12 protein-coding genes, 1 pseudogene and 1 riboswitch are annotated in these 12,239 nt (G+C 39.8%); of the genes and pseudogenes, 11 read left to right on the top strand and 2 right to left on the bottom strand.

Annotated features, from left to right (window positions below; all coding sequences use genetic code 11):
* Window positions 1-130: 130 nt before the first annotated feature.
* The 10 genes from ABW51_RS08805 to ABW51_RS08850 all read left to right on the top strand — a co-directional run bounded on the left by ABW51_RS08805 (window position 131) and on the right by ABW51_RS08850 (window position 9,218).
* The gene (locus ABW51_RS08805; protein WP_053466445.1) at window positions 131-1,114 is read left to right on the top strand and encodes a DNA polymerase III subunit delta'; all 984 of its coding nucleotides are present in this window, start codon (window positions 131-133) and stop codon (window positions 1,112-1,114) included.
* A gap of 54 nt (window positions 1,115-1,168) precedes the next feature.
* Window positions 1,169-1,951 (top strand): YchF/TatD family DNA exonuclease, encoded by a 783-nt coding sequence (locus tag ABW51_RS08810; protein ID WP_053466446.1) that lies wholly within the window; start codon window positions 1,169-1,171, stop codon window positions 1,949-1,951.
* Window positions 1,952-1,977: 26 nt separating this feature from the next.
* Window positions 1,978-2,502, top strand: a complete 525-nt coding sequence (locus ABW51_RS08815) for a DUF1523 family protein (protein WP_053466447.1) — start codon at window positions 1,978-1,980, stop codon at window positions 2,500-2,502.
* A 50-nt stretch (window positions 2,503-2,552) separates the two neighbouring features.
* Window positions 2,553-3,851 carry a hemolysin family protein gene (locus ABW51_RS08820; protein ID WP_048952952.1) on the top strand — a complete coding sequence of 433 codons (1,299 nt, stop codon included), beginning with the start codon at window positions 2,553-2,555 and terminating at the stop codon, window positions 3,849-3,851.
* Window positions 3,852-3,927: 76 nt separating this feature from the next.
* Complete coding sequence (locus tag ABW51_RS08825; RefSeq protein WP_005649350.1) at window positions 3,928-4,119, top strand: DUF5397 domain-containing protein; 192 nt, start codon at window positions 3,928-3,930, stop codon at window positions 4,117-4,119.
* 8 nt (window positions 4,120-4,127) lie between these two features.
* A complete protein-coding gene (vapD, locus tag ABW51_RS08830; protein WP_053466448.1) occupies window positions 4,128-4,406 on the top strand; it encodes a virulence-associated protein VapD in 279 nt (92 codons plus the stop codon).
* A 95-nt stretch (window positions 4,407-4,501) separates the two neighbouring features.
* The gene (locus ABW51_RS08835) at window positions 4,502-5,032 is read left to right on the top strand and encodes a hypothetical protein (protein WP_053466449.1); all 531 of its coding nucleotides are present in this window, start codon (window positions 4,502-4,504) and stop codon (window positions 5,030-5,032) included.
* A gap of 71 nt (window positions 5,033-5,103) precedes the next feature.
* Window positions 5,104-6,603, top strand: coding sequence for a fused PTS fructose transporter subunit IIA/HPr protein (gene fruB, locus ABW51_RS08840; protein ID WP_053466450.1), 1,500 nt, complete (start codon window positions 5,104-5,106; stop codon window positions 6,601-6,603).
* Between the two features lies 1 nt (window position 6,604).
* The gene (gene fruK / locus ABW51_RS08845; protein WP_053466451.1) at window positions 6,605-7,546 is read left to right on the top strand and encodes a 1-phosphofructokinase; all 942 of its coding nucleotides are present in this window, start codon (window positions 6,605-6,607) and stop codon (window positions 7,544-7,546) included.
* Window position 7,547: 1 nt separating this feature from the next.
* Window positions 7,548-9,218 carry a fructose-specific PTS transporter subunit EIIC gene (locus ABW51_RS08850; protein ID WP_053466452.1) on the top strand — a complete coding sequence of 557 codons (1,671 nt, stop codon included), beginning with the start codon at window positions 7,548-7,550 and terminating at the stop codon, window positions 9,216-9,218.
* A gap of 61 nt (window positions 9,219-9,279) precedes the next feature.
* Here the strand turns inward: ABW51_RS08850 and ABW51_RS08855 are convergent, their stop codons facing one another.
* Together ABW51_RS08855 and nadR are read right to left on the bottom strand one after the other, a co-directional pair.
* Window positions 9,280-9,960 (bottom strand): metallophosphoesterase family protein, encoded by a 681-nt coding sequence (locus ABW51_RS08855; RefSeq protein WP_053466453.1) that lies wholly within the window; start codon window positions 9,958-9,960, stop codon window positions 9,280-9,282.
* Window positions 9,957-11,198 (bottom strand): annotated as a pseudogene (gene nadR / locus ABW51_RS08860) (multifunctional transcriptional regulator/nicotinamide-nucleotide adenylyltransferase/ribosylnicotinamide kinase NadR); the annotation flags it as partial. The gene ABW51_RS08855 and the pseudogene nadR, both read right to left, overlap by 4 nt.
* Window positions 11,175-11,352: riboswitch (FMN riboswitch) on the top strand. Its footprint overlaps the pseudogene before it by 24 nt.
* Before the next feature lie 88 nt (window positions 11,353-11,440).
* Between nadR and ribB the strand changes: the two are divergent.
* Complete coding sequence (ribB, locus tag ABW51_RS08865; RefSeq protein WP_053466455.1) at window positions 11,441-12,088, top strand: 3,4-dihydroxy-2-butanone-4-phosphate synthase; 648 nt, start codon at window positions 11,441-11,443, stop codon at window positions 12,086-12,088.
* Window positions 12,089-12,239: the final 151 nt, after the last annotated feature.

Raw genomic sequence — 12,239 nt, forward strand, 5'->3', positions numbered from 1 at the left:
TCATTTAGCTCACATTTTTCTCTATTTATTTCTTATTTATTAAAAGTAAACGTTTGCTTTTTGCTATTTTGTCAAGCCAGTTTGAAAATGTGTATAATTGCCCTCGTTATTTACAAAAATTTCAGGAAAAATGACCGCACTTTACCCTTGGCTAATGCCAATTTATCATCAAATTGCTCAAACCTTTAACGAAGGTTTGGGGCATCATGCTGTGCTGATTAAAGCGGATGCTGGTTTAGGTGTAGAACGTTTATTTGATGCACTTGCACAGAAAATAATGTGTGTGGCTCAAGGCGATAAACCTTGTGGTCAATGCCATTCTTGTCATTTAATGCAAGCCCATAGTCATCCAGATTATTACGAATTAAGCCCGATTGACGGTAAAGATATTGGCGTCGATCAAGTACGCGACATTAATGAAATGGTTGCGCAGCACGCACAACAAAATGGCAATAAAGTGGTGTATGTGCAAGGTGCGGAACGTTTAACGGAAGCGGCTGCCAATGCGTTATTGAAAACATTGGAAGAGCCTTGTCCAAATACTTATTTTTTACTTCAGACGGATAGTTCAGCAAGTTTATTAGCAACCATTTACAGTCGATGCCAAGTGTGGAATCTGTCCGTGCCTAATGAACAAATGGCTCTTGATTGGTTAAAATCAGAAAGTGCGGCTGAAAATCAGGAAATTTTGACCGCACTTGCGATGAATCTTGGACGACCACTTTTAGCATTAGAAACGTTACAACAAGGGCTGATTGAACAGCGTAAAAACTTCTTACGTCAATTTTGGGTGTTTTATCGCCGACGTTCACCATTGGAATTGCTTCCGTTGTTTGATAAAGAACGCTATGTTCAGCAAGTGGATTGGATTTTGGCTTTTCTTTCCGATTGTTTAAAGCATAAACTTGAAATTAATAGTCATCGGCAAGTTGCGGATCTTGGCCGTGGCATAGAGCAATTCAGCGATGAGCAAAATGCTCTTGGTTTATTACAAGCAATCAAAATTATGCAAAATGTGCGGTCAGATTTGCTTACAATTAATGGCGTGAATGTTGAATTAATGCTATTAGATGGCTTGACGCGATTAGTCACAGAAGTATTTGAAACGCAATAAATTAAAGATATATCGTCTATGGCGTTCAAGCCTTAGGCATAAGGAAAAATAATTATGTTTATTGTAGATTCCCACTGCCATTTAGATGCGTTGGATTATGAAAATTTACACAAAAACATTGCGGATGTGGTGGAAAAAGCGCGCGCGCGTGATGTAAAACATTTGCTCGCCATTGGTGTAACGTTAAGCCGTTTTGAGCAGGCTTATGACTCTTTACGGGAATTTAATAATGTTTCGCTGGCTTGCGGTGTTCACCCACTGGATTTTGAAGAGGAACCTTATGACGCAGAACGTTTATTGCGTTTAGCACAAGATCCAAAAGTGATTGCGATTGGCGAAATTGGATTAGATTATTATTACAGCGCAGACAATAAAGCACAGCAACAAGCGGTGTTTGGTAGCCAAATCGATATTGCAAACCAATTAGATAAGCCTGTAATTATTCATACACGTTCTGCGGGCGATGACACCATTGCAATGTTACGCCAACACCATGCTGAAAAGTGCGGTGGCGTTATTCATTGTTTTACGGAAACTATGGAATTTGCGAAAAAAGCGTTGGATTTGGGCTTTTACATTTCTTGTTCTGGCATTGTCACCTTTAAAAATGCCGAAGCGATTCGTGAGGTTATTCGTTATGTGCCAACGGATCGCTTATTGGTTGAAACGGATTCGCCTTATCTTGCGCCAGTGCCTTATCGCGGAAAAGAAAATCAACCAGCTTATACGAGAGAAGTATGTGAATACGTGGCAACCTTAAAGGGCGTTTCTGCTGATGCGTTTGCTCGAATCAGTACGCAAAATTTCGAGCGTTTATTTAAAATTCGTGTAGAATAAATGCACAGTTCTGACAAGGGAAAAGTATGCGAAAGTTTTTTAAATATTTCTTATTTATTGTTGTTTTTTTATTCCACGGTTTTATGTTTTCTGTGGTGAATTATGTATTTCCTCATTACGATGTGACGCGTGTTACTGGTGTAGAAGTTAAACGTGTTGATAAAGATGGCCCCATCACAAAATCGAATCCAGCTGATGGCCCAACACGTGATGTGTATTACATTAATACGCAAAATGACGATGGCAAAATTATGGTGTATCGCAATGAAGATACACGTTGGGGTTTCCCGTTCTACTTCAAATTTGGCTCAGCCAATTTACAGGCTGAAGCGCAGGCTTTGGGGAATGACAACAAACTTGTGCAAATTAAATACTATGGTTGGCGTATTACGATGATGGATGAATATCGCAATGCAACCTCAATTAAAGAAATGACTGCTGATGACACGCCAAGTCATCCAATCGTTTCTTGGATTTTCTATGCATTCCTGTTAGCTACTTTATTCTTGTCTATTCAATTTGTTCGCGGCTGGTTTGACAGCGAAGAGTAATATCCTGAACGGCCGCAAAGTGCGGTCGTTTTCTTTCATATTTTTGAGTAATGATTATGGAATTATTTCATACTATTTTGGCGATTATTGCCTTAATTCTAATTAGTGCGGTTGTTTCTTCTGCAGAAATTTCACTGGCGGGTTCGCGTAAATTAAAACTACAAACCCTTGCTAATGAAGGGGATGTACGCGCGCTTCAAGTACTTAAATTGCAAGAGCATCCTGGTCGTTTTATTACCGTGGTTCAAATCGGGTTGAATATGGTGGCGATTCTTGGCGGGGGAATTGGTGAAAGTGCACTAAGCCCTTATATCGCGGAAATTTTAAGCCGCTCTTTTGTGGGCGATTGGATTGAGCCAACTGCTTCTACAATTGCGTTTGTATTGGTTACTTGTTTCTTTATCTTATTTGCTGATCTTATTCCAAAACGTATTGCCATTACTTATCCTGAAATGGTGGCATTGCGCGTTGTCGGCATTATGAATTTCAGTATGTTTGTGTTTAAGCCGCTTGTGTGGTTTTTTGATACGATTGCTAATGTATTTTTCCGCTTATTTCGTATTTCCACTGTGCGTGAAGATGGCATGACGTCTGAAGATATTTTCGCCGTAGTAGAAGCGGGCGCAGAGGCTGGTGTATTGAAAACTCAAGAGCATTATCTCATCGAAAATATTTTCGATATGCAATCCCGTACAGTTACTTCCACCATGACAACCCGTGAAAATATCGTGTATTTAGACCGCACTTTTTCTCGCCAAGAAGTCATGGATACGCTTTCTCGTGATTCTCATTCTAAAATTGTGATTTGTGACAATAGCCTCGACAAAATCTTAGGTTATGTAGAATCCCATACATTGCTAACCATGTATTTGCAGAATGAAAATGTGGTGCTAACTGATCCTAAACTACTCCGTAAAGCATTATTTGTGCCTGATACGCTTTCTCTTTACGAAGTGTTGGAATTGTTTAAATCTACTGGTGAAGATTTTGCGATTATTGTAAATGAATATGCCCTTGTAGTGGGTATCGTTACGCTAAATGATGTAATGAGTATTGTCATGGGGGAATTGGTTTCTAATGAAGAAGAATATATTGTTAGTCGTGATGAAAATTCGTGGCTTATTGATGGCGCAACGCCATTAGAAGATGTGACGCGAGTGTTAGATATTGAATCTTTCCCAGATGAAGAAAATTACGAAACTATCAGTGGTTTTATGATGTATATGTTACGCAAAATCCCGAAAAAAACCGATTCTGTGGTTTACGGAAAATACAAGTTTGAAGTGATTGATACGGAAAACTTTAAAATCGATCAGATTTTGGTGTCTTTAGTTAAAGAGGCGGAGTAGGAGTAGAAGTGCGGTAAATTTTTATCCATTTCTCTACAAAATTATGTTATAAAACCATAAAAATATGAGGTTAAATATGGAACTAAGACAACAAATTCCAACAGGCTGTATTAAGCAATTCGGGCAATTTGGCGTGCCTTATGTGGTTGGCGAGGTTGCGGAATTTTTGCCAGATGGTGATGTGTTGGTGAATATCACATTGTTACAATCTGGTGAAAAAGACATTTATCGCTTATCTCACCTACTTGAAGATCCCGAAGCTGAATAAGGAAAATTATGTACGCGATTGCTTTTGATTTAGTTGTAAAAGACACTCAAGATTATCATCCAAAGGGCGTTCAACAGGCTTACACAGACATTGGCGCAACCTTAGCAAAATTTGGTTTTGTTAGAACACAAGGAAGTTTATATACCAATACGAATGAAGATATGGCTAATCTTTTTCAGGCAATGAATGCACTAAAACAGTTGGAGTGGATTTCTCAGTCCGTACGAGATATTCGCGCTTTTCGCATTGAGCAATGGTCTGACTTCACTGACTTTATACGAAATTAAGCATTTGTTTAAATGGGGCTTATAGGCTTCCTTGCTTAATCCCACTCAGCCAGTATAATGGCTGCGTTTTTATTGATTTTCAATTAGGTATGACTATGTTTAAAAAAATCTCTGTTTTATTTTTTACGTTAATGTTGGCAGGTTGTTCTTCTTGGTCATCGGTTACCAACTATGTTCCATTTATGGGAAAGGATAAAAAAGTGATTGATTTAGATAAAGATAAAATCGATCAGAAATCCTATGCAGTAGCTTATGAAGCGACAGTGGCGACATATAAAGGTCGCGTGAATGAAAATTTCTTTGTGGATAATTTTGCAAGTGGTGCGAATGACTGGTATTTAGGTCGTATTTTAGTTCCTGTGAAACAAATTCAGGATAAACTTTATACAGGCGGTCATGATTCTGATGTATATGCTTATTATAGCGGCGTGTTACATGCGGAAGCATTGCAAGCAAATCTTAAACGTTTGAGTGCAAATTGTTGGGAAAAAGTGGATTCGCAAAGCATGACTCAAGGTATTTATGATGCGATGCGTGATTTGCAAAAAGGCAAAGAGCGCGGTGAAAATGATGAATATATTGCGCAAGGTAGTGAAGCACTGCTGAAAGCCTGTACATCTAAATAATTGTTTTTCAACAAGCTGCTGGTCGATTTATTTCACCAGCAGCTTTATTTTTAAATTATTAAGGAGCAAGAATGTTAGAACTTTCGGAAAGCAACATTCATTTAAATGCTAACGCAGCTGATAAACAACAAGCGATTGAAATGGCAGCGTCCGCATTAGTTCAAGCAGACAATGTGGAAAATGGTTACTTACAAGGAATGTTAGCGCGCGAACAGCAAACTTCAACCTTTTTAGGCAATGGCATCGCTATTCCTCATGGCACTTTGGATACTCGTTCGATGGTAAAGAAAACGGGTGTGCAAGTGTTTCAATTTCCTCAAGGCATAGAATGGGGTGAGGGAAATATTGCTTATGTCGTGATTGGTATTGCGGCGCGATCTGATGAGCATTTGTCCTTGTTACGTCAACTTACTCACGTTTTGAGTGATGAAGATACCGCAGCGAAATTAGCAAAAATAACCGATGTTGCTGAATTTCGCGCGATTTTAATGGGTGAAACTATCGAGCCATTTGAAATTCCTGCTGCTAATATCAGTTTAGATGTGGATACCCAAAGTTTATTAACTTTAGTCGCGATTAATGCGGGGCAATTGCAGGTGCAAAGTGCGGTAGAAAATCGCTTTATTTCTGAGGTGATTAATAATGCGGCATTACCGCTTGGAAAAGGGTTATGGGTAACGGATTCTGTCGTCGGAAATGTGAAAAATGCCTTAGCATTTAGTCGTGCCAAAACGATTTTTAGCCACAATGGCAAAGCGGTAAAAGGTGTGATAACCGTTTCAGCTGTTAGTGATCAAATTAATCCAACTTTAGCGCGTTTATTAGATGATGATGTTCAAACAACCTTGCTCAATGGTAATTCAACAGAAATTTTGACCGCACTTTTGGGTTCATCGAGTAATGTTGAAACTCAATCCGTAGAAGGTGCTGTTGTAGGAACCTTTACGATTCGTAATGAACACGGTTTACATGCGCGTCCAAGTGCAAATTTGGTTAATGAAGTGAAAAAATTCACTTCGAAAATTACCGTGCAAAATCTTACTCGTGAAAGTGAAGTCGTCAGTGCAAAAAGCTTGATGAAGATTGTTGCGCTTGGTGTAACACAAGGTCATCGTTTACGTTTTGTGGCAGAAGGGGAAGATGCAAAACAAGCGATTGAAGCATTGGGCAAAGCGATTGCCGATGGCTTGGGAGAGAATGTTTCTGCAGTGCCACCACCTGAACCAGACACCATTGAGATTATGGGGGAACAAATTCACGCACCAGCGGTAAGCGAAGATCATAACTTGCCAGCAAATGCTATTGAGGCAGTGTTTGTAATTAAGAACGAACACGGTTTGCACGCTCGCCCAAGTGCAGTGTTGGTAAACGAAGTGAAAAAATATAATGCCTCTGTGGCGGTTCAGAATCTTGATCGTAATTCTCAATTAGTGAGTGCTAAAAGCTTAATGAAAATTGTGGCATTAGGCGTAGTGAAAGGGACTCGTTTACGTTTTGTTGCGACGGGCGATGAAGCGCAACAAGCTATTGACGGAATCGGTGCTGTGATTGAATCGGGTTTAGGGGAATAGTATGGCAAGCGTCGTAACAATTACCTTAAATGCCGCCTATGATTTAGTCGGACGTTTAAAACGTATTCAACTTGGCGAAGTAAATACCGTAGAAACTCTTGGCTTATTTCCTGCAGGGAAAGGTATTAATGTCGCAAAAGTGCTAAAAGATTTAGGCGTTGATGTTGCAGTAGGCGGTTTCTTGGGCGAGGATAATTCAGCTGATTTCGAGCAAATGTTTAATAAGCAAGGTTTGGAAGATAAATTCCACCGTGTTGATGGCAAAACTCGTATCAATGTAAAAATTACCGAGACTGAAGCGGATGTGACAGACTTAAATTTCTTGGGATATCAAATAAGCCCACAAGTTTGGCAACAATTTGTGACGGATTCTTTGGCTTATTGTTTAAATTATGACATTATCGCAGTTTGTGGCAGTTTACCTCGAGGTGTGTCTCCTGAATTATTTGCTGATTGGTTAAATCAGCTCCACCAAGCTGGCGTAAAAGTTGTGCTTGATAGTAGCAATGCTGCGCTCACCGCTGGATTAAAAGCGAAACCTTGGCTAGTAAAACCCAATCATCGAGAACTTGAGGCTTGGATTGGTCATTCATTAAATAGTCTTGAAGAAATTATTATAGCCGCACAGCAACTCAAAGCGGAAGGCATTGAAAACGTGATTATTTCAATGGGTGCAAAAGGTTCTTTATGGATTAATAGTGAAGGCGTGCTCAAAGCCGAACCAGCAAAATGTGAAAATGTAGTGAGTACTGTTGGGGCGGGCGATTCCATGGTAGCGGGTTTAATCTATGGTTTTGAAAAAGGTTTATCGAAAGCTGAAACCTTAGCTTTTGCTACGGCTGTGTCCGCTTTTGCAGTTTCTCAAAGTAATGTCGGTGTGAGTGATTTGAGTTTACTTGACCCCATTTTAGAAAAAGTACAAATAACGATGATTGAAGGATAGTATGAAGTTATTTTTAACCCAATCAGATAATGTAGGCGATGCGAAAGCCTATTTATTACATGAAGTTTTTCGAGCGGCTGCGCAAAAAGCAAATGTCTCTATTGTAGAAATACCAGCCGAAGCAGATCTTGTTCTCGTATTTGGTTCTATATTACCAAATAATCCTGCGTTAGTCGGTAAAAAAGTCTTTATTATCGGTGAAGCTATCGCCATGATTTCTCCTGAAGTCACGTTGGCAAATGCCTTAGCGAATGGAGCAGATTATGTTGCTCCGAAAAGTGCGGTGAGTTTTACAGGTGTTTCTGGTGTAAAAAATATTGTTGCGGTAACTGCTTGTCCAACTGGCGTTGCACATACGTTTATGTCAGCCGAAGCGATTGAAGCCTATGCGAAAAAGCAAGGTTGGAATGTAAAAGTTGAAACCCGTGGTCAAGTTGGGGCTGGTAATGAAATTACTTCAGAAGAAGTCGTGGCGGCTGATTTGGTATTTGTTGCAGCAGATATTGATGTGCCTTTAGATAAATTTAAAGGTAAACCCATGTACCGCACTTCAACAGGATTAGCCTTGAAGAAAACCGAGCAAGAATTTGATAAAGCATTTAAAGAAGCCAAAATTTTTGATGGTGGAAATAATGTAGGATCGAAAGAAGAAAGCCGTGAGAAAAAAGGTGTGTATAAACACTTAATGACTGGCGTTTCTCATATGTTACCGTTAGTGGTTGCTGGAGGGTTGTTGATCGCGATTTCCTTTATGTTCAGTTTCAATGTAATTGAAAATACAGGAATCTTACAAGATCTTCCTGATGTACTAATGAATATCGGTGGAGGTGTGGCGTTTAAATTAATGATCGCCGTATTTGCTGGCTACGTTGCATTTTCTATCGCTGATCGTCCAGGGCTTGCAGTTGGTTTGATTGCGGGGATGCTGGCAAGTGAAGCGGGTGCAGGGATTCTTGGCGGTATTATTGCGGGTTTCTTAGCGGGCTATGTGGTGAAAGGGCTGAACGTGATTATTCGATTGCCTGCAAGTCTGACTTCATTAAAACCGATTTTAATTTTACCGCTCTTAGGTTCAATGATTGTTGGTTTGACGATGATTTACCTCATCAATCCGCCAGTGGCTGAAATTATGAAAGAGCTAAGTAATTGGCTTACTTCAATGGGCGAAGTGAATGCGATTGTGTTAGGCGCAATTATTGGCGCAATGATGTGTATCGATATGGGCGGACCGGTAAATAAAGCAGCGTACACCTTTTCTGTAGGATTGATTGCTTCCCAAGTTTATACGCCAATGGCTGCGGCAATGGCCGCGGGTATGGTTCCTCCAATTGGTATGACAGTTGCAACTTGGATTGCTCGCAATAAATTCACCGTTAGTCAACGCGATGCGGGGAAAGCATCATTTGTTCTTGGTTTATGTTTTATTTCCGAAGGTGCATTACCATTTGTGGCCGCAGATCCAATTCGAGTCATTATTAGCTCAGTGATTGGTGGTGCGGTGGCTGGTGCGATTTCAATGGGATTAAATATTACATTACAAGCTCCACACGGCGGATTATTTGTCATTCCATTTGTATCTGAGCCATTGAAATATCTTGGCGCAATTGCGATTAGTGCTTTATCAACAGGTGTAGTTTACGCCGTCATTAAATCGAAAAACAATGCGGAATAATACCGCACTTTGAATGTAAAAAAGCCGATTCAGATGAGTCGGCTTTTATTTTGGACTGGATTTATTTTTCACGATCGTCAATCGTTTGTAGCAAATAATTTCCCTCTGCATCAGCAAGACTACGGAAACCTACATTCGTGATTTTGTAGGGATACTTTGTTCGATAAGTAAAGTTTTCGTGATGATGTCCGTGGAATACTTGCTTAACCCCCATCTTCATTGCCAAATCATTGATTACTTGGAAACCCATCGGATGTGGTTTAGGGGCTTCGTGACAAATCAACACATCTGCTTGTTGGTTTTCTAAGATTTCAATATCTGATGGAAAAATTGACGTGCGATGACGTAAAGGCACACCGCCTCGCCAGATCTTCTCTTGTGGGCTATATTGACAATAATGAATAGGATCAAAAAACATGGGGCGATTTGGCGGCATCCAGATTTGCCCTCGGAATACTCCACCTAATCCTGCAATGCGAGTGCCTTGAATATCAACCACGCGATTGTGTAAATTACGTGATTGCCATTCAGAGCCCCAAATTGCATCAAAAGCACTAATTGTTTTGCTATCATGATTTCCATGAATAAACCAAATATCACAATGTTGAGCAAGTTTATCCAGCTCATCTGTTGTGGTGAGCTGTAAATCGCCTAAAATTATGAGGGCGACATTCTCCTGTTCGCTCACAAAAGGGTAAATATGATCGTAGCTTCCGTGTGGATCACCGGCAAATAAGATCATTGATGTTTTCCTTTTATAACAAATGGACTATTTTGTAATTCACTGATTTCTTCTTCATTTAACACTTTCTCAATGACTGCTTTCACTTGGTTATAGCGATCAAGATAACTTGGCGATTCAATCTCTATATAAGGGACTTTATATTTATCTAACAGTTTTTTGAGTAGTTGTTGAAATTGTTGGCGTTGCTTTTGTGAACCTAAACTGCGCAAGCCATCATCCACCCATTCAGTATTATTTTTAAGCAAAATAGTGACGTCGAAGGGATACTCTTTAATCATTGAGTCTAAAAATGGATGGGCTTTTCCTTCATACTGAATGCAGAACGCTTGCGTGGTGATGAAATCCGTATCAATAAATGCAATTTTATGTGCGTGGCGCACGGCATAATCAATGTATCGTTGATGACCAAGAGCCATTTGCGGATAGTCAGAATATTGCATCGCTTGCTCGTCGCCACCGAGCTTTTCAAATACAAATTCACGTCCATATTCCCAGGCAGAAGTGGTATTAAATACGGCGGCTAACTTATTAACCAGCACGCTTTTACCACTGCTTTCTCCCCCTAAAATTGCCACTGTTTTGGCAAAGAAAGGACGAACTTCTTTCGGAATAAATTTCCAATATTGGAATGGCGTGGTGCGAATTTTGGTTGCAGACACATTAAAGAAAGTGCGGTCAGGATCGACTAACGAAACTTCTAAACCTAAGTATTTCTCGTAAGGCGCTTTATCTTGAGGTTCGCTACTAAATACGATTGAAGGTTCAAAATGTTTTTCATTAAATAGGCTTTTAACCGCTTCACTCCAAGATTGCCAGCCATTTGGATAACTCGGAATACCGTCTTCAACCAAATGATGAATAAAAATCTGATTTTTTTGATATTTGAAAATTTGCTGCATCCAACGCAAACGATCTTGCACGGTCGGCATACGTTTCATTTTACTATCGTAAAACAATTTCAAATCGCGCTCCGTATCACTACACACGATAACGTGCAGTTCATCCACTTTACTGAACGCTTCATAAATCATATTTATATGGCCTGTATGTACGGGATAAAATTTCCCGAAAATGACACCGACTTTTTTCTCTTTTGCTTTTGACATAATCCGCTCTTGATAGCGTAAGAATTGAGTGTGTTTATTGTAGGATAAATGAAAATATTTTTCACGTTCTGATTTAGTGCCTAGGTATTTTGCGTTATACTTAGCACGCATTCTCAGGGCAGGGCGAAATTCCCTACCGGTGGTAAAGCCCACGAGCGTTTAAAAGTGCGGTCAATTTCAGGCAAGTTTTTTCTGCGAAATTGCCCTGACATTCACTTTTAAAGTCAGCAGATTTGGTGAAATTCCAAAGCCGACAGTAAAGTCTGGATGAAAGAGAATAAAACGAATTGGGTTCCCAAATCGTTCATTTTATTTGCATTTCTCAGCCCTGATTCTGGTATTTAATTGAAATCTCAAATTAGGAAATTACTATGAATCAGTCAATTTTATCTCCATTCGGCAATACCGCTGAAGAACGTGTACTTAATGCAATTAACGCCTTCAAAAATGGAAATGGCGTATTAGTTTTAGATGATGAAGATCGTGAAAATGAAGGCGATTTAATTTTCCCAGCAGAAACAATCACGCCAGAACAAATGGCAAAATTAATTCGTTATGGTAGTGGCATTGTTTGTTTATGCATTACCGATGAACGTTGCCAACAACTCGATTTACCGTCAATGGTAGAACACAATAATAGCGTAAACAAAACGGCTTTTACTGTGACAATTGAAGCCGCAAAAGGTGTTTCTACAGGCGTATCTGCCGCAGACCGAGTAACTACTATTCAAACGGCGATTGCTGATAATGCAGTTCCAACAGATTTACATCGTCCCGGTCACGTTTTTCCACTTCGTGCAGCAAATGGTGGCGTACTTACTCGCCGCGGACACACTGAAGCGTCCGTTGATTTAGCTCGTCTAGCAGGATTTAAAGAAGCAGGCGTTATTTGTGAAATTACTAACGACGATGGCACAATGGCTCGCGCCCCTGAAATTGTAGAATTTGCGAAAAAATTTGGTTATTCTGTGCTTACTATTGAAGATTTAGTCGAATATCGTTTAGCGCATAATATTTAAAATAAAGAAGTGCGGTGAAAATTTCTATGATTTTTCACCGCACTTTTTATATTATACTGTTCCACCTTTTTATTTATTTTGGTAACTTTTATGCACAGCACAGCACAGCACAGCACAGCACAGCACAGCACAGCACAGCACAGCACAGCAC

The sequence above is a fragment of the Haemophilus sp. C1 genome (assembly GCF_001276515.1).
In the GTDB taxonomy this organism is placed as follows: Bacteria; Pseudomonadota; Gammaproteobacteria; order Enterobacterales; family Pasteurellaceae; genus Haemophilus.

Excerpts from the sequence above, each read along its gene's own strand:
- fruB (WP_053466450.1), top strand. The coding sequence starts at position 5,104 with ATGTTAGAACTTTCGGAAAGCAACATTCATTTAAATGCTAACGCAGCT.
- ABW51_RS08810 (WP_053466446.1), top strand. The coding sequence starts at position 1,169 with ATGTTTATTGTAGATTCCCACTGCCATTTAGATGCGTTGGATTATGAA.
- ABW51_RS08855 (WP_053466453.1), bottom strand. The coding sequence starts at position 9,960 with ATGATCTTATTTGCCGGTGATCCACACGGAAGCTACGATCATATTTAC.
- vapD (WP_053466448.1), top strand. The coding sequence starts at position 4,128 with ATGTACGCGATTGCTTTTGATTTAGTTGTAAAAGACACTCAAGATTAT.
- fruK (WP_053466451.1), top strand. The coding sequence starts at position 6,605 with ATGGCAAGCGTCGTAACAATTACCTTAAATGCCGCCTATGATTTAGTC.
- ABW51_RS08850 (WP_053466452.1), top strand. The coding sequence starts at position 7,548 with ATGAAGTTATTTTTAACCCAATCAGATAATGTAGGCGATGCGAAAGCC.
- ABW51_RS08815 (WP_053466447.1), top strand. The coding sequence starts at position 1,978 with ATGCGAAAGTTTTTTAAATATTTCTTATTTATTGTTGTTTTTTTATTC.
- ABW51_RS08820 (WP_048952952.1), top strand. The coding sequence starts at position 2,553 with ATGATTATGGAATTATTTCATACTATTTTGGCGATTATTGCCTTAATT.
- ABW51_RS08825 (WP_005649350.1), top strand. The coding sequence starts at position 3,928 with ATGGAACTAAGACAACAAATTCCAACAGGCTGTATTAAGCAATTCGGG.
- ABW51_RS08805 (WP_053466445.1), top strand. The coding sequence starts at position 131 with ATGACCGCACTTTACCCTTGGCTAATGCCAATTTATCATCAAATTGCT.
- ABW51_RS08835 (WP_053466449.1), top strand. The coding sequence starts at position 4,502 with ATGTTTAAAAAAATCTCTGTTTTATTTTTTACGTTAATGTTGGCAGGT.
- ribB (WP_053466455.1), top strand. The coding sequence starts at position 11,441 with ATGAATCAGTCAATTTTATCTCCATTCGGCAATACCGCTGAAGAACGT.